Annotated in this window: 23 protein-coding genes; 7 read left to right on the top strand and 16 right to left on the bottom strand. The window is 70.0% G+C overall.

Annotated elements, in window-relative coordinates:
- Positions 1–124: 124 nt before the first annotated feature.
- Both K7C20_RS20815 and K7C20_RS20810 read right to left on the bottom strand, forming a co-directional pair.
- The gene (locus K7C20_RS20815) at positions 125–1,582 is read right to left on the bottom strand and encodes an aldehyde dehydrogenase family protein (protein WP_030077105.1); all 1,458 of its coding nucleotides are present in this window, start codon (positions 1,580–1,582) and stop codon (positions 125–127) included.
- 84 nt (positions 1,583–1,666) lie between these two features.
- The gene (locus tag K7C20_RS20810) at positions 1,667–2,530 is read right to left on the bottom strand and encodes a helix-turn-helix domain-containing protein (RefSeq protein WP_078889781.1); all 864 of its coding nucleotides are present in this window, start codon (positions 2,528–2,530) and stop codon (positions 1,667–1,669) included.
- Between the two features lie 314 nt (positions 2,531–2,844).
- Between K7C20_RS20810 and K7C20_RS20805 the strand changes: the two genes are divergently transcribed.
- The gene (locus tag K7C20_RS20805) at positions 2,845–3,327 is read left to right on the top strand and encodes an ATP-binding protein (protein ID WP_030077101.1); all 483 of its coding nucleotides are present in this window, start codon (positions 2,845–2,847) and stop codon (positions 3,325–3,327) included.
- A gap of 122 nt (positions 3,328–3,449) precedes the next feature.
- On the opposite strand, the gene K7C20_RS20800 is transcribed toward K7C20_RS20805, so the two are convergent.
- From K7C20_RS20800 to rpmG, 5 genes are all read right to left on the bottom strand, one after another.
- Positions 3,450–3,689 carry a DUF397 domain-containing protein gene (locus K7C20_RS20800; RefSeq protein WP_030077099.1) on the bottom strand — a complete coding sequence of 80 codons (240 nt, stop codon included), beginning with the start codon at positions 3,687–3,689 and terminating at the stop codon, positions 3,450–3,452.
- A gap of 424 nt (positions 3,690–4,113) precedes the next feature.
- A complete protein-coding gene (gene rpsR, locus K7C20_RS20795) occupies positions 4,114–4,350 on the bottom strand; it encodes a 30S ribosomal protein S18 (protein WP_030077097.1) in 237 nt (78 codons plus the stop codon).
- Between the two features lie 129 nt (positions 4,351–4,479).
- On the bottom strand, positions 4,480–5,628 hold the full coding sequence (locus K7C20_RS20790) for a CobW family GTP-binding protein (protein ID WP_053209514.1): 1,149 nt from the start codon (positions 5,626–5,628) through the stop codon (positions 4,480–4,482).
- Positions 5,628–5,882, bottom strand: a complete 255-nt coding sequence (locus tag K7C20_RS20785; protein WP_030077091.1) for a type B 50S ribosomal protein L31 — start codon at positions 5,880–5,882, stop codon at positions 5,628–5,630. Before K7C20_RS20785 ends, K7C20_RS20790 begins: the two co-directional genes overlap by 1 nt.
- A 5-nt stretch (positions 5,883–5,887) precedes the next feature.
- Positions 5,888–6,052 carry a 50S ribosomal protein L33 gene (rpmG, locus tag K7C20_RS20780; protein ID WP_006604069.1) on the bottom strand — a complete coding sequence of 55 codons (165 nt, stop codon included), beginning with the start codon at positions 6,050–6,052 and terminating at the stop codon, positions 5,888–5,890.
- A gap of 73 nt (positions 6,053–6,125) precedes the next feature.
- On the opposite strand from rpmG, the gene rpmB reads away from it, so the two are divergent.
- The 3 genes from rpmB (at position 6,126) to tatA (ending at position 6,980) form a co-directional block, all read left to right on the top strand.
- The gene (gene rpmB, locus K7C20_RS20775) at positions 6,126–6,362 is read left to right on the top strand and encodes a 50S ribosomal protein L28 (RefSeq protein ID WP_030077089.1); all 237 of its coding nucleotides are present in this window, start codon (positions 6,126–6,128) and stop codon (positions 6,360–6,362) included.
- The gene (gene rpsN, locus K7C20_RS20770) at positions 6,362–6,667 is read left to right on the top strand and encodes a 30S ribosomal protein S14 (protein ID WP_030077087.1); all 306 of its coding nucleotides are present in this window, start codon (positions 6,362–6,364) and stop codon (positions 6,665–6,667) included. The genes rpmB and rpsN overlap by 1 nt, the downstream gene beginning before the upstream one ends.
- Positions 6,668–6,782: 115 nt before the next feature.
- Positions 6,783–6,980, top strand: a complete 198-nt coding sequence (gene tatA / locus K7C20_RS20765) for a Sec-independent protein translocase subunit TatA (RefSeq protein WP_048828871.1) — start codon at positions 6,783–6,785, stop codon at positions 6,978–6,980.
- 59 nt (positions 6,981–7,039) lie between these two features.
- Here the strand turns inward: tatA and K7C20_RS20760 are convergent, their stop codons facing one another.
- The 8 genes from K7C20_RS20760 to K7C20_RS20725 form a co-directional block, all read right to left on the bottom strand.
- Positions 7,040–7,885: a nitrilase-related carbon-nitrogen hydrolase gene (locus K7C20_RS20760; protein WP_053209513.1), complete on the bottom strand. Its 846-nt coding sequence runs from the start codon at positions 7,883–7,885 to the stop codon at positions 7,040–7,042.
- Positions 7,886–8,284: 399 nt separating this feature from the next.
- A complete protein-coding gene (locus K7C20_RS20755; protein WP_030077083.1) occupies positions 8,285–8,902 on the bottom strand; it encodes a chaplin in 618 nt (205 codons plus the stop codon).
- Between the two features lie 141 nt (positions 8,903–9,043).
- Positions 9,044–9,436 carry a rodlin gene (locus K7C20_RS20750; protein WP_030077081.1) on the bottom strand — a complete coding sequence of 131 codons (393 nt, stop codon included), beginning with the start codon at positions 9,434–9,436 and terminating at the stop codon, positions 9,044–9,046.
- A gap of 542 nt (positions 9,437–9,978) precedes the next feature.
- Positions 9,979–10,374: a rodlin gene (locus K7C20_RS20745; RefSeq protein WP_030077079.1), complete on the bottom strand. Its 396-nt coding sequence runs from the start codon at positions 10,372–10,374 to the stop codon at positions 9,979–9,981.
- Between the two features lie 365 nt (positions 10,375–10,739).
- On the bottom strand, positions 10,740–10,991 hold the full coding sequence (locus tag K7C20_RS20740; RefSeq protein WP_048828870.1) for a hypothetical protein: 252 nt from the start codon (positions 10,989–10,991) through the stop codon (positions 10,740–10,742).
- A 316-nt stretch (positions 10,992–11,307) separates the two neighbouring features.
- Positions 11,308–11,541, bottom strand: coding sequence for a chaplin (locus K7C20_RS20735; RefSeq protein WP_030077075.1), 234 nt, complete (start codon positions 11,539–11,541; stop codon positions 11,308–11,310).
- Between the two features lie 362 nt (positions 11,542–11,903).
- On the bottom strand, positions 11,904–12,299 hold the full coding sequence (locus K7C20_RS20730; protein WP_030077074.1) for a rodlin: 396 nt from the start codon (positions 12,297–12,299) through the stop codon (positions 11,904–11,906).
- Between the two features lie 243 nt (positions 12,300–12,542).
- Complete coding sequence (locus K7C20_RS20725) at positions 12,543–12,788, bottom strand: chaplin (RefSeq protein WP_030077073.1); 246 nt, start codon at positions 12,786–12,788, stop codon at positions 12,543–12,545.
- Positions 12,789–13,434: 646 nt separating this feature from the next.
- Here K7C20_RS20725 and K7C20_RS20720 point away from each other — a divergent pair.
- Both K7C20_RS20720 and K7C20_RS20715 read left to right on the top strand, forming a co-directional pair.
- Complete coding sequence (locus tag K7C20_RS20720; RefSeq protein ID WP_053209512.1) at positions 13,435–15,117, top strand: bifunctional 3'-5' exonuclease/DNA polymerase; 1,683 nt, start codon at positions 13,435–13,437, stop codon at positions 15,115–15,117.
- 95 nt (positions 15,118–15,212) lie between these two features.
- The gene (locus K7C20_RS20715) at positions 15,213–16,259 is read left to right on the top strand and encodes an alpha/beta hydrolase (RefSeq protein WP_030077072.1); all 1,047 of its coding nucleotides are present in this window, start codon (positions 15,213–15,215) and stop codon (positions 16,257–16,259) included.
- Positions 16,260–16,265: 6 nt separating this feature from the next.
- On the opposite strand, the gene K7C20_RS20710 is transcribed toward K7C20_RS20715, so the two are convergent.
- Complete coding sequence (locus tag K7C20_RS20710) at positions 16,266–16,937, bottom strand: TetR/AcrR family transcriptional regulator (RefSeq protein ID WP_030077071.1); 672 nt, start codon at positions 16,935–16,937, stop codon at positions 16,266–16,268.
- 127 nt (positions 16,938–17,064) lie between these two features.
- On the opposite strand from K7C20_RS20710, the gene K7C20_RS20705 reads away from it, so the two are divergent.
- The gene (locus K7C20_RS20705) at positions 17,065–17,757 is read left to right on the top strand and encodes a hypothetical protein (RefSeq protein WP_030077069.1); all 693 of its coding nucleotides are present in this window, start codon (positions 17,065–17,067) and stop codon (positions 17,755–17,757) included.
- Positions 17,758–17,882 lie beyond the last annotated feature (125 nt).

The following is a 17,882-nucleotide window of genomic DNA, read 5'->3' as shown; positions in this document are numbered from 1 at the left end:
TTTCCTGACATCCGTCGGCGGCCGGCTTTTCGCCGTCCGCCTTTCGACATCACTCAAGGTAGGAGCCCTTGCGGTCAGCTTCTGTCCGCAACTCGCTGCGGGCCGCCCCGGATCCCCGCACTTCTCAGAACGGGAACTGCGACCGCCCGTGCTGGATGGAGATCCACTTGGTCGTGGTGAACGCCTCCACCATCGCGTCGCCGTTCAGCCGCCCCACCCCGGAGCTCTTCGCACCGCCGAAGGGCACGATCGGCTCGTCATGGACCGTGGCGTCGTTGACGTGGAACATCCCGGTCTCGATGCGCTTGGCGAACCGCACACCCCGCTCGATGTCCCTGGTGTGCACGGCACCGCTGAGCCCGTAGGGCGTCGCGTTGGTGAGCCGCACCGCTTCCTCGTCGCCGTCGAACGGAACCAGCACCACCACGGGCCCGAAGATCTCCTGTTGCAGCAGCGGGGAGTCGTCCGGCAGTCCGCTCAGCACGCTCGGCGCCACCAGCGTGCCCCGGGTCTCGCCGTGCAGGAGCGCCGAGGCGCCGTCGGCGACCGCGCGGTCCACCAGCGAGGTGATCGCCTCGGCCTGGCCCTCGTTGATCAGCGGGCCGATATGGGTCTGCGGGTCGGTGGGGTCGCCGACCTTCAGGGCCGCGACCCTGGCGACGAACTTCTCGGTGAACTCCCGCTCCACGGTGCGGTCCACGAGCACGCGGTTGGCGGCCATACAGACCTGGCCCTGGTGGACGAAGCGGCTGAAGACGGCCGCGTCCACCGCGTAGTCGATATCGGCGTCGTCGAGGACGACCAGTGCGCTGTTGCCGCCCAGTTCCAGCACGGAGTGCTTGAAGTGGGCGGCGGCGACCGTCGCCACATGCCGGCCGACCTTCTCGGAGCCGGTGAAGGAGATGGTCTTGGGCACCGGGTGCTCGATCAGCGCATCACCGATCTCGGCGATGTCGGTGACCACCACATTGAGCACGCCCGCCGGCAGCCCCGCCTCCTCGAAGATCTTGGCGACCAGACCGCCGCCGCACACCGGGGTGTTCTGGTGCGGCTTGAGGACGACGGCGTTGCCGAGGGCGATGGCGGGCGCGACGGACTTGAGCGACAGCAGGAAGGGGAAGTTGAACGGGCTGATGACCCCGACGACACCGACCGGCAGCCGGTAGAGACGGTTCTCCTTGCCGTCGATGGGCGAGGGCAGGATGCGGCCCTCGGCGCGCAGCGCCAGCTGGATCGCCTCGCGCAGGAACTCCCGCGCCAGATGCAGCTCGAAGCCCACCTTGACGAGCGTGCCGCCGACCTCGGCGGCGATCGCCTCGGCCAGCTCCGCCTCACGATCGTCGATGATCCGCAGCACGCGCTCGAAGACGAGCCGCCTGGCGTACGGATTGGTGGCGCCCCACTCCCGCTGCGCGCGCTCCGCGGCGCGGTAGGCCTGGTCTATCTCCTCGACCGTGGCGACGGGTATGGAGGTCAGCTTCTCGCCGTTATAAGGATTGAAGTCGACGATGTCCCATGAGCCGCTGCCGGCCCGCCACTCGCCGTCGATGAACTGATACGCCAACTCGTCGAAGTAGGACATGCCATCCCGATCTGGAGAACAGGGCGCTCAGGGCGCCGCATTGGGGGGTGCTGACTCCTGATGGTGCGCCATCCTACCGACGCGTCACATCAGTTGGAGTAGACCACGCAACAGGTCCCTGGTCTCGGCCGGATTCGGCCCCTCTTCCTGGAGGCGGTCCATCACCCGCGCGTACTGCGCCACCTCTTCGGGCTTGTCCACATAGAGCGCGCTCGTGAGCTGCTCCAGATAGACGACGTCCGGCAGACCCGACTCCTGGAAGCCGAGCATGGTGAAGGCTCCGCTCTCGCCCGCGTGCCCTCCCAGACTGAAGGGCATCACCTGAAGCCGCACATTGGGCCGCTCGGACACCTCGATCAGATGCTTCATCTGCTCGCGCATGACGGCACGTTCGCCGTACGGGCGACGCAGCGCGGCCTCGTCCAGCACACAGTGGAACTGCGCCGACCGCTCGGCCACCAGCAGCTTCTGGCGCTCCAGACGGAGCGCGACGCGACGTTCTATCTCGGCGGGCCCGGCATCCGGCATGCCGCGTCTGACGACGGCCTGCGCATAGGCCTCCGTCTGCAACAGACCGTGCACGAACTGGACTTCGTAGACGCGGAGGAGGGAAGTGGCTCCTTCCAGACCCACATACGTCTGGAACCAGCCGGGCAGCACATCGGTATAGCTGTGCCACCAGCCGGCGACATTCGCCTCCCGCGCCAGCGACAGCAGCGCCTCGCGCTCCTGCTCGTCACCGACGCCGTACAGCGTGAGCAGGTCCTCCACGTCACGTGCCTTGAAGCTCACGCGGCCCAACTCCATGCGGCTGATCTTCGATTCGGACGCACGGATCGAGTAGCCGGCCGCCTCACGGGTTATCCCACGCGATTCACGCAGCCGGCGGAGCTGCGACCCGAGCAGGATCCGCCGCACCACCGACCCGCTCGACTCACTTGCGGACACCTCTCAGACCCTCCTGTGACCCCGCCCTGTCCCAACAGTGGGCCGCAGTCTGCCACGTTCGGGCTTCGTTGAGTGCTCATCCGGTTACTGATATGTGAGGCTCCCGCAAGCCCTCCACGCGAAGCGGCAGGAAGAATTCCGGAGGAATCGGCCCGTGCCGGTGCAATCGCGTCACGTGCACGTGCATCTGCCCTTGCATCTGTCCCGCGCATTGGGAACCATAGGCGTCGCACGCATGCACGCTCGTGAAAGATCCGCCAGATCCGGCTGACCGGCCAGGGTCATGACGTCCGCGAACGCCAGGAGTGCCTCGCATGGGGACCAAGGTTTTGACCATGCTCGAGCCGTTATGGCAGGGCTTTCCTCCCGTCGACCCCTTGACTGTCTCCGGCTCCGCATCCCGCACACTCCCGGCACGCTATGAATCGGTGCGCTGTGCACGTGCGTTCACCCGCGAGACCCTGCAGGGCTGGGATCTGGACGATCTCTTCGACTCGGTCGCCCTGGTGGTGTCCGAGCTCGTCACCAATGCCCTGCGGCACGCGATCCTCGCCGCCCCGGAGCACCCCGACGCCGCGCCGCCCGCCCGGATCCATCTGATGCGCTGGTCCTCGCGGCTGATCTGTGCCGTACGGGACCCGAGCGATGAGTCACCGGTCGCCGGCGAGGCGGATTCCGCCGCGGAGTCGGGCCGTGGGCTGTATCTCGTGGATTCCTTCAGCGACAGCTGGGGCTGGCATCCACTGGCCGGTGCCGCACACGGCAAGATCGTGTGGGCGCAGTTCCGCCTGCCGTAGCCGTTCCCTCACACCGGGCGCCCCGCCACCTACGGGCGCCCGGTTGCGCTGTGCTGCCCTGTGCGCACACCGCGCCGCATACGGGGCCCGCATCCGGCGGCCGCTCGACGGCCGACGGGCGCTCAGTCCCGTACGAGATGGTCGAATTCGCCGTCCTTGATGCCGAGCAGCATCGCCTGGACCTCGGCCGGTGTGTAGATGAGCGCGGGTCCGTCCGGGAAGCGGGAGTTGCGTACCGCGATGTCACCCCCGGGCAGCTTGGCGAACTCCACACAGGAGCCCTGGGAGTTGCTGTGCCTGCTCTTCTGCCATGCCACATCGCGGAGATCTGTGGCGGCCATGCCGTTGTATGCGTGGAGCACAGGGGTCTCCCGGTGATAAATGGTGTCAACTGCCCGGGAGCATAGCTGCGTTCTCATGCGGATGCATGCGCAGATGCACGTGCACGACAGCCGGTGCCGAGGCCGTCACAGCTCGTCGAGCACCCGGTCCGGCCCGCTGCGCACCGCCGGCCGCAGGCCATCGCCGCTGATCCGGTGCCTCTTACACCTGGTACGGGCCGAGGGGGCCGAAGCCCTCACCGCCGAGGAAGAGACGTGTGCCACGCCGCGCGGGTTCCAGGGTCCGGGCGGTCGCCCGGCCGGCCCGCCCGCCCGCCGAGGGGCCCGTACACACGAGAAGGTCCCCTGCGCGTCACACGCAGGGGACCTCCCGCCCGTCACCGGACGGCACCCGTCACCGAAAGGCGGCCGTCACCGAGAGACGACTGTCACCGAGAGACGGCTGTCACCGTGACGCGTACGGGAGCAGCGCCATCTCCCGGGCGTTCTTGATCGCCCGGGAGAGCTGCCGCTGCTGCTGCGCGCTGACCCGGGTGATCCGGCGGCTGCGGATCTTGCAGCGGTCGGAGAGGAACTTCCGCAGCAGATCGGTGTCCTTGTAGTCGATGTACGTGATGCCCGCCGCGTCCAGCGGATTGGGGCGGGGCGTGGGCGTCCGGCGCGGGTCGTGCCGACGGGGCATGAGAACTTCCTTGTACGTACTGAGTGGAGGTGCTGACGGGTACTGCCGGGGCGACAGGTTCGTGCCGGAGGGACCGGCTCCGTACGGATGGGCCCGGCCCGTCTTACGAACCCGCCTTTCGAACCCGTCCTACGAAACGGGGTCGAGGAGTGCGTCGAAGGCGGGCGGCAGGCTCTTCCAGGCCGGCGGGCCGCCCGCGTACTCGGCGTCGGTGAGCAGACAGGACTCCAGCAGGGACTCCAGTCCCGCACGGTCCAGGCCCGGCGAGGTGAAGACCAGATGCTGGGCGCGGTCACCGTGCTCGGGGTGCCAGTCCAGCGCGGCGGCGGCCCGGCGCATCGGCGGCACCATCTCCCATGCGGCGTCCGGCAGCGAGGCCAGCCACGGCCCGGCGTTCTCCACGCACAGCGCCCCGCCGGCCGCGTCCCACGACAGCAGGGTGTCCGGGCGGTCGGCCAGCCAGAACCGGCCCCGGCTGCGCGCGGCCGCACAGGTCAGATCCTCCAGCGCGGAGTAGAGCCGCTCGGGATGGAAGGGCCGGGTGTGCTGCCAGACGAGCGTGCCGACGCCCTCCGCATCGGCCTCCTGCGGCAGCAGCGCACAGGCGGGGTGCTGGCGCGCCGCGGCCGCCGCCACATCGAAACCGGCCGTCGCCGCGGCCGCCAACTCCCCTGATTCCACGGGGACCCGGAGTGCCATCGGATGCAGCTGGTCGAGCAGGGCGAGGTCGGCCGGCTCCGCCGTCTCCTCCCCCGTGGCGATCGCCAGCACCGGCGCGTACTCCAGCTGCCGTGCCCAGGTGTCGGCGACCGTGCGCTGGTCCGAGGCCGCGGCGGCGAGGCCGGCTTCCGCGAGGTCGTCGCCGCAGCTGAGGTAGGGCAGCAGCAGCGCGGGGTCGACGGCGGTGACGACACCGGTGAGGGCGAAGTTCTCGCTGCCGCAGGCGGTGACCACCTCGGCCATCGCCTTGGGCTCGACCGAGTCCCACAGTTCGACGACGGCCAGCCGGCAGGTGCGGCCGGCGGCCAGCCGCTCCAGCTCGGGCACCAGGTCCTCGCGCAGCGCACAGCAGGCGCAGTCGTTGACCAGCGGCGCCGATCCGGTGTCGAGGGTGCCGCCCGCGTCGCGGACCGTGCGCCGCACGGTGCCCTCGGTGGCGGAGGCGAGGTCGTGGTGGAGGGCGACGCTGCCGGGGACGGATCGCAGCAGCCGCTCGACGGCGGCCCGCCGCGCCTCCGCGTGCAGGCCGCCCACCAGCACGACAGGGAGCCGTTCCATCAGCGGGCCTCGCGCTTGCCGTAGCGGCGCTCGAACCGCTCGACGCGGCCCGCGGTGTCCAGCACCCGGGCGGTGCCCGTGTAGAAGGGGTGGCTCGCCGAGGAGATCTCGACGTCGATGACGGGATAGGTGTTGCCGTCCGTCCACTCGACCGTCAGGTCACTGGTCGCGGTCGAGCGGGTCAGGAAGGCGAAGTCGGCGGCCCGGTCGCGGAAGACGACCGGCTCGTATGCGGGGTGGATTCCGGACTGCACAGTGCTCAGCGCTCCTCTCGGAAGGCGACATGACGGCCGGCCACCGGGTCGTACTTGCGCAGTTCCAGGCGGTCGGGGTCGTTACGGCGGTTCTTGCGGGTCACGTAGGTGTAGCCGGTGCCGGCGGTGGACCGGAGCTTGACGACCGGGCGTAGTTCGTTGCGGGCCATGTGGTTAGTATACGGAAATGGTTTCCATTTTCAATAGGCTGCCACCAGGGGCCCTGACCGGAAGGACCGCACCTTGTCCGCCCACTGCCAGCTGACCGGCCGCAAGCCGGGCTTCGGCAACTCCGTCTCCCACTCGCACCGCCGCACCTCGCGCCGCTTCGACCCCAACATCCAGCGCAAGCGCTACTGGCTCCCGAGCGAGGGCCGGCACGTCCGGCTCACGCTGAGCACCCGGGGCCTCAAGACCGTGGACACGATCGGGATCGAGGCCGCCGTGGCCCGCATCCGCGCACGAGGGGAGAAGGTCTGATGGCCAAGCAGAGCAAGATCGCCAAGAACGAGAAGCGCCGCGCTACCGTCGCCCGCTACGCCGCCCGGCGCGCCGTCCTCAAGGCCGTCATCCGCAGCCCGCACACGCCCGAGGAGGAGCGCACCGCCGCCCGGCGCGAACTCTCCCGCCAGCCTCGGGACGCCAGCGCCACCCGGGTACGCAACCGCGACAGCGTCGACGGGCGCCCGCGCGGCTACTTCCGCGCCTTCGGTCTCTCCCGGGTACGGCTGCGCGAGCAGGCGCACGCGGGCTACCTGCCGGGGGTCCGCAAGTCGAGCTGGTAGCGCGCCACCGGCCGTCCGGCCCCGGGGGGGCGCCCCCCTGGACCGGACGGCCGGACCGTTCGGGTAATACTGGACAGAACGTCCGCCGGCATTCCCGACGAAAGCGAGCGCGCTCATGCTCCGCAACGCCTTCGAGCCCTGGCATCTGCTCCTGATCATCGCGGTCCTCGTGCTGCTCTTCGGCTCGAAGAAGCTGCCCGACATGGCGCGCGGCCTCGGCCGCTCGATGCGCATCCTCAAGTCCGAGGCCAAGTCCCTCAAGGACGACCGCCCGGACGGGACGCCTCACGCGGATTCCACCGCCCGCCACTGACGCGGGCCGCCCGGCCCGGACCCGCCGGACGGGCCCCAGCGGTCGCCGCCCGGACACCCCTAGTGGTCGCCGCCCTCGTCGATCAGCCGCCGCACCTCGCGGTCGATCAGCCCCAGCCGGGCCTCGGCGACCAGCGGTACCGCACGCCGCTGCCGCCGCGCCTCGGCGAGATCGATCTCGACGGTGACCAGCGAGGGCTCCCACTTGGGCGCCTGCGCCACCACCGTGCCCCGCGGGTCCACCACCCGTGAGCCGCCCCAGAACGTCGCGCCGAGCTCGTTGCCCACCCGGTTGACGAAGACCACCCAGCACTGGAGCATCCGCGCCGTATAGGACAGCAGCGTGTCCCAGTACAGGCCGGTGTCCATCGCCTCCGGATCCAGGCTCGCCGCGCTGTTGGTCGGGACGAACAGCACCTCGGCACCGTCCTGCACGGCCAGCCACGGCAGCGTCGGCTGCCAGGCGTCGTTGCACACCAGCGTCGCGCCCCGGCCGCCGCTCCTGGCCCGCTTCAGCTCGTACGCGCGCAGCGACTGCCCCGGGCTGACGTGCTTGCGCTCCTCCCAGGCCAGGTAGTTGGGGAGGTACAGCTTGCGGTGGGCATGCACCAGCTCGCCGGCCGAGTAGTGTGCCGCGGTGTTGTACGCCCGCAGGCTGGTGTGCTCGTGGAAGCCGACCAGCACATCGGGGCCGAGAGTGCTGAGCCCCAGCAGCCGCGGATCGCTGGCCTGGAGGGCCTCATCGCGCTTGAGTGCGCCCAAGTGGTAACCGTGCAGGCTCAGTTCGGGAAAGACGACGAGATCCGCGCCCTGCGCCGCCGCCTGCTCGATCTGCTCACGGGCGGCATCGAGGTTCTCCGCCACCTCGCCCAGCACACAGTCCGTCTGCGCCAGCGCAATGAGCATGTCCCCACCTCATCGACCCATTACTTTTGCGGCTTTCATCCCAATTTTGCCAGAGGCCGAGGAGAGCGGCACGGCCCGGCGGCGCTCCCGGTTCCGCACCGGTTCAAACACCCGGAAGACGGGTCCCCACCAATGAGCGAAAGAACGATCCTCCCCGTACCGGACACCGCTTCCGCGCGTTGATCTGCACGATCCGTCGTACCCCCCGCAGGGCCGCTTCCAGCCGCAGCACCGCCCGGCGGCAGCGGTACGACGGCCCGTGGTCGAGTCGTCCGGAAATGCCGACGGCCGACTCGACCGGGCGGCCCAGGCCGAGCGGCCCGCCGGACCCGCTCGGCCGGCCGCCGAGCCCCTGGAGACCCCAGGGAGCACCCGGCCCGCCGCCTGCGCACCTCGCGCTCATCTGTGTCGCGGACGGCCCCTGCGCAGCAGCAGCGCCCCGCCGACCAGCAGCCCGGCGCCCGCACCGGCCATCAGGCCCAGCTCACCGGGCCCGGTGGACGCCAGCAGCGCAGAGCCCGCCGAGGCCCCGGCCCGCGCCACCGCCCCCACGCGCGCGTCCCGCGCGGACCGGGGCGCATGAAGCGTTCCGGCATCGTCCACGGGCTTCCGGGCGTGCTTCGGTGACGTCTTGGCCGGGTGGTCGGCCGGTGGCCGTGCCCGGTCGGGTGCCGGCTCCGGGGCTGCGTGCCGCCGGACCTGCTCAGCGACCGGCCGGCGCGCCACCTGGGACGGCGGTGCCGCGTTCAGGGGCCGCTGGGCCACCGGTACAGGTGCCGCACCGTTGCCGCACGCGTTACCCATGGCCGGGTTGAGCGCCCCGCCCCCACTCACCGAGTTGCCACACGCGTTGACCGGGGCGTCCACGGTCACCTGGACGGTGTTCCCGGACAGCACACCGGGAGAGTTCGCCGTGCTCCCCCCGGCCCCGGCATCCGCATACGCCGTGCCGGCGCCCGCGCCGAGCATGCCCGACGCCGCCGCCACGAACACGCACGTCTTCAGGCTCTGTCGCATCTCTCACCCCTCGTCTCCGTCATGGCGTACGCGCTGCCGCCCGCACGCCCGTGTGCTCGCGCGACCGGGGGGTCGGCAGCGCGTGAGCGGAGCCGACCCCCCGGAGTCGCAAGCGGTGGACCGGCCGCAGCCGGAGAGCCGTCAGCGGTTGCCGACGCCGTTGCCGGACAGCACCGCGATGTCGTCCACGATGTGCGACAGCGCCTCGTCGCCCTTCGCCTGACTCGAGTTCTCGACGCACTGCTGGTTCTGCGGCGACGACAGCACGTTGATGTCCTGGGCGACGAGCCCCGCGAGGGCGGCGTTGACCTTCGGAAGGCCCAGGCAGAGGTCGTTGAGGGAGCCCTGGACGAGCCCGAGCTGGGTGCTCAGCTGGCCGCTCGTGGTGGAGTTGCCGTAAATCGACTTGGCGCCGTTGCCGTTGACCGTGGACGTGCCGCGGTCGTTGCCGATCGCCATGGCCTGCGGCGCGGCCGCCGCGGACATTCCCACGAGCGAGGCCGCAATCGCCGCGCCCGCCATCATCTTCTTCATCGTGCAAACCCTTCAGGAGAACGAACTCCCGGCACGGGAGCCCTGTTTGAATAACCCGTCACACCCGCACGGGTTCCGCATCGTCACCCGAACAGACGGCGATTGCTTTCCCGAAAAGACGTCGTGTGCGCTAGCGGGCCCTTATCGCCCGGACGCCGCCCTTTTCGGACCGGTCGGGTGAACCGAATTTCATTCCTCGGACCGCGGGGGGGGTTCTCCGGGCGGGGCGGACGGTATGACAAAGGGCCCACGCCGCCGCTGAACGGGTACGCAGGCCCTGTCCTGTGTTCTTGGCCGGCATGCCAATGCCCTGGCGACCCCATCAATTTCACAAGGGCATTGGCATGCTTCCCTCCACACGTCCTTCTCAACGATCCGGTGCGCCGGATATCGGTCACGGGCGAATAACAATTCCGCGCACCCGTGTCCGCTGCTTCCCGCTCCGGTTGCTCCGGACGCACCGGATTCGCGCAGCGATGGCAGCAAAAACCCGGGCCGCCCAGAAGAAGGAGGGCTGGGCGGCCCGGGCCTTACTCAGCCGCTCAGTGGTTGCCGGCGCCGTTGGCGGAGAGCACCGCGATGTCGTCCAGAATGTGCGACAGCGGCTCGTCGCCCTTGGCCTGGGTCGAGTTCTCGGTGCACTGCTGGTTCTGCGGCGACGACAGGACATTGATGTCCTGCACGACAGCCCCGACTCCGCCGAGGTTCACCTTGGGCAGGGCGAGGCACGGCTTGTTGAGCGAGCCCTGGATCAAGCCGATCTGCGGGCTCATGTAGCCGTACGTGGTGGAGTTGCCGTAAAACTGCTTCGCACCGTTGCCGTTGACGGTAGAGGTTCCGTGGTCGTTGCCGGTGGCCATCGCCTGAGGGGCGGCAGCGGCGGCAATTCCGACAATGGACACAGCTACAGCTGCGGTCGCAAGTGTCTTCTTGATCATTGCTAGTCCTTCGTGTTTCGGGTTGCCCTGGGACGGGCACGCTGCCCAACTCGAAAGAATTGAGTTGGGTTGTGCTGATTCACTCAAATGAGCTTGTCCCCTGGTCGGTCATACCGAGAAGGGGAGCCGCCCGGGACATAAGGCGGGACGCATTCGAAGGGCCACCGGCCCCCGAGTAGTGGTTTCGGCCGGGGCTCGCGAAGCATTCGGCGACTGCGGTATCCGGAAACGATGAACTGCGAATTTCTGCGTCGGCCGGCCGGGGAGCAATCCGCCGGATAGCCGAGGTTCACGATCATCACGTCCCGCACCGGCGAACTGCTCGGTGCCCGCTCAGCCGGCGGGCGAGGCCGCGCGCCCGGGAATTACTTGCCGAGGGGCAGACCGCCGAGCAGCTTGCCGTTCTTGGCGGCGGCTCCGGTGACGTTCCCGAGCAGCTTCTTCGCGCTGGTCGACTTGACCTTGTCCGTCGTGGTCTTGACCGTCTTGACCAGCGGCGCAAGCTGGTGGCCATCCAGCTGCTTGCTGCTCAGCGCGTCCGTCAGACCGCCGTTGAGGCTCATGGTCGGGGCGCCGGGCTGGGCGGCGAAAGCGGGCACGGCCGCAGCCAGCGCCATGACGGAACCAACAGCAACTGCGGCAGACTTCGCGTACTTCACTTTCAACTGTCCCTTCTCGGGCGGTGCTTGAAGGTGCCGCGGCAAGAGCGCCGCGTGAGCATTCACTTCACTGCTCGGATCACCGCATTCACCCTGACTAACGAGTGCCGTCTCGTGGAGAAACTCTGAAGTTCCGCCTTCTTGACAACGCCACTCAAAAGGTGCGGGCTTTTGCGATTGCGGCGGCCGGTCCCGAACACCGACCGGCCCCGGTGCGCAGACGACAGCACACACCGGGACCGGATCAAGTGAACACGGCTCGAATTTCTTCGAGTCAGTGGTTCAGGCAGTTGTTGCCGAACGCCGGGTTCAGCAGCGCAACGAAGTTGACGGTGTTGCCGCAGATGTTGATCGGGATGTGAATCGGCACCTGGATGGCGTTGCCGGAGAGCACACCGGGAGAGTTCTTGGCGCCACCGGCGGCACCCGCGTCGGCGAACGCCGGCGCAGCCGAGCCCACCGCCATGAGCGTACCGGCAGTGACTGCTGCGACCTTTGCGTACTTCACTTTCAGCCCTTCCTGCAGCGGGTCCGTAGCGAACACGACCGTCGTGTCGCTCGGGCGCTGATCTGCTCGCCCGTAACACCGCTGCCGATATTGGTAACGATTTCCCCTCGTGGACGAAACTCTTCCCGGAAAGTTTTCGGAGGAATCGCCCGAAGGGTGCAAGAACGTTTCAGGAGATTGCCACCGCGCATACGACGCGGAAAAAACACCGGAGTTCGAACGTGCGAGGTACCCACCGAATAACAATTCCCGACGAAAAAGGCAGGAAAAATCTTCGGTCTTACGGTTCGTAAGGGGGTGTCGCGGGCCCGGACCGCTCAGGAAGAGAGAGCCGGCGGCCGGGCCTGCGACCGATGGCCGGGTCAGCGGTTGCCGACACCGTTCGCGGAGAGCACCGCGATGTCGTCCAGGATGTGCGACAGCGGCTCGTCGCCCTTCGCCTGGCTGGAGTTCTCGACGCACTGCTGGTTCTGCGGCGACGACAGGACATTGATGTCCTGGAAGACCGCCAGCCCGGCGCCGAGGTTCACCTTGGGCAGGGCGAGGCACAGCTTGTTCAGCGAACCCTGGACGAGCTCCAGCTGCGGGCTCATCTTCCCCCTGGTGGTGGAGTTGCCGAACGCCGAAGCGGCGCCGTTGCCGTTGACCGTGGAGGTGCCGTTGTCGTTGCCAACAGCCATCGCCTGGGGGGCGACCGCCGCCGAAATGCCGACGATGGACGCGGCTACAGCCGTCGTGGCCAGGACCTTCTTGATCACGATTTACCCTTCTAGAAGCGGAGTGCCCGTATCCGGAGCGCTCTGGTCAACTCGCTTCTGGGGGTGCGGTTTCGCCGTTTCACCCGAATGCCACGAAACCATAGATACATATCACTGGAGCCGGGCGGCGTTCGCCCTCCGGAGGGCATTTTGGCATTTCAAAGGCCGGTACGAAGAATCCGTACCGGCCTTTGACATCGAAAGCCCGTCCACGCGGGCCTGGCCTCAACGGCTATACGAAGATCAGGTGTTGAGGCAGGTGTTGCCGAACGCCGGGTTCAGCAGAGCGAAAATGTTGACGGTGTTGCCGCACACATTGACCGGCACGTCGACCGGGACCTGGATGAGGTTGCCGGAGATGACACCGGGGGAGTTCTGGGCGACACCCGCGGCGCCGGCGCCGCCATGGGCACTGGCCACACCGGCCCCGCCCACAACGGCAATGCCCGCGGCAGCGGACAGGACAGCGGCCTTCGAGACAAACTTCACGGTGAACCTCTTCACTGAGCAGCATTCAGGTATCTGTACGCGCCGCTTAGAGCGACAAGCTGCTCAACTCACCAACTCGGGCAAAAGTAGCGGTTCAATCGGGTGAATACGGCGCTCGCTTGTCCGAAAGGACACAGCAACTCCGCGTCCCTCATGGTGGCACGTCACTCCAACCCGCCTGCGGACAGCGCCGATTGTCACGGGATTCGCGTCCAATGGCGCCAGGAAAGTGTCCCGCGCAGAGGTGATTTCCTGACGGCTTTTGCAGCGGAGTCTGACGTCATGGACTGCCGCCGCGGCCGAAGAGCTGGTTCGGGCGGCCGGCCGGGGTGCGGACCCAGGTCGTCTACGCCGCCGAACTCGCCCTTGGCGTACGGCAGAAGGTGCCGGACGGCGTGACCGTGCGGCAGACGCTCACTGCGGTACGGCCCTCGAACCCCGCGCCTGGGCGCGGAGGTTGTGCCCGGGGGCGACGGGAGCCGGGACCGTCCGCCTCGCCCCTCTGCACGGGGCGTGACCCTCCGCTCGCCGTGCGTAGGGCACAGGTGGTGCCGGGACTGGTGCGCTCTCGCTGCGGCGCGGGCGGGGATCGTGTCGTCCGCGCTGGTCAGGGCGAATGTCAGACCCTGGTGGAAGACTCAGGGACATGAGATGGGCGGTGGCGGAGACGGGCGACGGGGGTGCTCGTCTCTGCCCGCTCGCCCAGGACGGCCGGCCCGCCGGACCGGTGCTGCGGGAGCCCTCGCTCGCCGAGGCCGTGCGCTCGCGTCCCGAGGTCGAGCGGTGGGTGTGGCGGTCCACCCCGGAGATCTACCGGCGGCTGCTGGCGGCGGGGGTGCGGGTCGAGCGGTGCTACGACGTGGAGGCCGCGGAGGCGCTGCTGATCGGCCATGAGGAGGGCCAGTCCGGTCAGCCGCGTTCGCTGGCCGCCGCCTGGGCCCGCCGGCACGGCCTGCCCGTCCCTCCGGATCCGCCCGTGCGTACGGCACAGACCCAGCCGTCGCTGTTCGACCCGGGGCCGGTGCCGCTGCCGCCCGGCACTGACGAGCTGACGGCGCTGCTGGAGGTCTACGGCGGCCAGGTGGCGCGTACGGAGAAGGCGGAGCATCCGGACCGGATGCGGCTGCTGCTCGCCGCGGAATCCGCGGGCATGCTGGTCGCCACGGAAATGGGGCGGGCCGGGGTGCCCTGGCGGGCGGATGTGCACCGCAAGCTGCTCGACGGGCTGCTGGGCGAGCGCTATCCGGGCGGCGGGGAGCCACGCCGGATGGCGGAGCTGGCCGATGAGGTGTCCCGGGCCTTCGGGGCGGGCGCGCGGGTGCGCCCCGATCTGCCCAACGACATCATCAAGGCCTTCGCCCGCGCCGGGATTCCCCTCACCTCGACCCGCAAATGGGAATTGCAGCAGATCGATCACCCCGCCGTGGCGCCGCTGCTGGCGTACAAGACGCTCTACCGTCTGTACACCGCTCATGGGTGGTCATGGCTCCAGCAGTGGGTGCACGACGGCCGCTTCCGCCCCGAGTATCTGCCCGGCGGCACGGTCTCCGGCCGCTGGACCGCCAACGGCGGCGGCGCGCTCCAGATCCCCAAGGTGATCCGGCAGGCGGTGCTCGCCGACCCGGGGTGGCGCCTGGTGGTCGCCGACGCCGACCAGATGGAACCCCGGGTGCTGGCGGCGGTCTCCCGCGACCGGGGCCTGATGGACGTGGCCGGCAGCGGCGAGGATCTGTACGCGGATCTGGCGGCCCGCGCGTTCGGCGGCGACCGCGCCCGGGCCAAACTCGGTCTGCTGGGTGCCATTTACGGCCAGACGTCCGGCGACGCCCTCAAGCACATGGCCGATCTGCGCCGCCGCTATCCGGCCGCGGTGGCGTATGTGGACGAGGCGGCGCGCGCGGGCGAGGAGGGGCGGCTGGTGCGCACCTGGCTGGGCCGCACCTGCCCGCCCGCGTCCGTGGCACCGCCCGACGAGGCGGGCCTGCCCCAGGAGGAGGAGCCGCCCGCGGCGTACGGCAGCAGCTCGGCCGCCGCCCGCGCCCGCGGCCGCTTCACCCGCAACTTCGTCGTCCAGGGCAGCGCCGCCGACTGGGCGTTGCTGATGCTGGCCGCGCTGCGCCGCTCGCTGTCGGAGGGCGGGCTCCGCGCCGAGCTGGTCTTCTTCCAGCATGACGAGGTGATCGTGCACTGTCCCGCCCAGGAGACGGCGACGGTCGCCGAGGCGATCACGGAGGCGGCCTCGGCGGCAGGGCGGATCGCGTTCGGCGAGACGCCGGTCCGTTTCCCGTTCACCACGGCGGTGGTGGAGTGCTATGCGGACGCGAAGTGAGCCGGGCGGCCGACGCCGCAGGCCGGTGCGGGCGTGCGGGTGGGGATCGTGAGCAGAAGCCCTGGTACGTCCGTCCTGAACGAGGAGCGCCCCGTATGAGCGTCCAGCCCGAGATGACCGACCGGACCGCGAGACGAGTGCATCCCGAACTCGTCCCGGCATTCGAGTCGTTGCCGCAGCTCCCCGATCCGTACGCGGACATCGAGGCCACGCGCCAGGAGTTCCACGAAATGCTGGCCACCTTCCCGGCCGACCGTACGGGCGTGTGCAGCGAGCGGTTCGGCATCCCGCGGGCGGACGGCGGCGTGCTGACGGTCGAGGTCTACCGTCCGGAGGGGGCGGCGGGCGCCGTCCCGGAGGAGGGCGCGAACGGCGCCGCCCCCGGGAGCGGAGGTGACGCGCTGCCCGCCGTGCTGCACTTCCACGGTGGCGGGTTCGCCCTCGGCCGGTCGCTGCCGGGCCAGGACCGCGTGGCCCTCGAGCTCTGCCGTGAACTGCCCGCCGTCGTCCTCACCGTCGAATACCGCCTCGCCCCGGAGCACCGCTATCCGGCCGGCGTGGAGGACTGCTATCTCGCCCTGGAATGGGCGGCGGGGCGGGCTGCCGAGCTGGGCATCGACCCCGGGCGGATCGCTGTGGCGGGCAAGTCCGCGGGCGGCGGGCTCAGTGCCGCTGTCGCCCTGATGGCGCGCGACCGGGGCGGGCCTGCGCTCGCCTTTCAGTCGCTGTGCGTACCGGATCTGGATGACCGGGTCGGGGCGGACGAGACGGCGGACGCGGAAGGGGCCGGGGATGCGCGGGTGCTCGACGGGCACGGCGTCCAGACGTCGTGGCAGCACTACCTTCCGGAGGGGACGGCGACGGCGGAGGCGTATGCCGCGCCGGCCCGCGCCCTGGAGCTGTCGGGGCTGCCGCCGGCCCATGTCCTGGTCTGCGATCTCGATCCGATGCGCGACGCGGGGCTGGCGTACGCCCGGCGTCTGATGGATGCGGGCGTGCCGGTCACGGTCCGCAATGTGCCCGGTGCCTGGCACGGCTTCGAGCTGTACGCGGCGGACACCCGGGTGGCGAAGGAGATGACGGCGCACTGGACGGGGCAGTTGAGGGCGGCGTTGTATCCGGTGTGTCCGGCGGTGGTGTGAGGCCGCTCAGTTCGTCCCGTCCGGCGCGCCGGGGGTGCCCTGTCCGGTGGCTGCCTCGACGCCCTGATGCGCGCCGCCCGGGGCCTCGACGGTGGAAATCAGGCCACGGGTGATCCGCACCATCGCCGCGACCAGCAGCTCGCGCGGGCGCTCGGGCCGCTCCAGCCACCACAGGGCGAGCCCGTACAGCGAGCTGCGGATCGCCTCACCGAGGGGCTCCAGCTCGGCCTCGGGGATGCCGGGGACGAACTCGCGCAGCAGCGCCATGTCCGTCTCCCGCTGTCTGCGCTGGAGCTCACGGTGGAAGGCCGCCACCTGAGCGTCCCCCGTGGTGTCCCGGAACATCATGCGCCAGGTGTACGGATGGCTCTGCACATACCCGAACCAGGCGTCGTACATCGCCGTCATCCTCGTGGCCAGGTCGCCCTCGCCGTGGAGGAGTTCGCGGACCGGGGCGGCGGCCAGCTCGTCGCGGTGCCGCTCCAGCAGGGCGAGGTGCAGCTCCTGCTTGGAGTCGAAGTGGCGGTAGAGCATCGGCTTGCTCAGGCCCGCTTCGGCGGCGATCTCCCCGATGGTCGTGCCCGCGAAGCCGCGCTCCGCGAACAGCCGGGCGGCCGTGTCCTCGATGCGCGTCCTGGCCTCGGCGCGCGCGGCGCGGCTCCGCTCGATCTCGCTCATGTGCCCCATCCTGCGATCTGGCTTGTTCCGGCTGGTGATTTCGGCTCGCCATGGCCGCTGCGATAAAGGATACTGGATCGTGTACCACTGGGTATACGCGTCAGTAACTTAGCCACGGGGGCTCATCGTGATCGTTTCCGTCCACTTCGCCGACGTCGGTGTCCGCGCTGTCCGCGCCGTCCTCCGGGAGCATCCACGGCCGGACCGCACCCCCGGCCTCCGGTACGCCCAGACCACGCTCACCGGCGCCGTCGCGGCCGGTCCGCCCCGGGTGCGCCCCGGCCGGGCCGGGCTGCTCGCCTCGTGGGAGGACGATGCCGCGCTCGACCGCTTTCTTGCCGAGGACCCGCTGGCGCGGCGGCTGGCCGGCGGCTGGCACGTACGGCTGCGGCCGCTTCGGATCTCCGGCTCGTGGCCCTCGATGCCCGTCGAGATCGCCCCCGGTGCCGCGGGGGACGAGGAGGACGGGCCGGTCGCCGTCCTCACCCTCGGACAGCTGCGGCTGCGCCGCGCACTGCCGTTCCTGCGCGCCAGTTCCCACGCCTCGGGCCGGGCCGCGGCCGATCCTTCGCTGATCGCGTCGGTCGCGCTGGCCAGACCGCCCCGCTTCGTCGGCACGTTCTCCCTGTGGCAGAGCCTGTCGGCGATGCGCCAGTACGCCTACGGCGCCGACCGGCCCGCGCACCAAGAAGCGGTCAGGCAGGACCGGGCGGATCCGTTCCACCACGAGTCGGCGTTTCTGCGGTTCCGCCCCTACGGCGCCCGGGGCACGCTGGACGGCCATGAGCCGGTGGCGGCGGCAGTGAAGGCCTCGCGCTAGGAGACGCGGTGCAGCACCAGGTGGCTGCCGGTGCCCGGCGGACGGCCCGCGGTCCCCTGGGGAGTGCCGCGGGCCCGCGTGGATCCGCAGGGGCACGCCCTAAACTCCCCGGGCAGGGGCCGGCC

The sequence above is a fragment of the Streptomyces decoyicus genome, from assembly GCF_019880305.1.
GTDB lineage: Bacteria > Actinomycetota > Actinomycetes > Streptomycetales > Streptomycetaceae > Streptomyces > Streptomyces decoyicus.
This window is presented reverse-complemented; position numbering and strand designations above follow the sequence as displayed.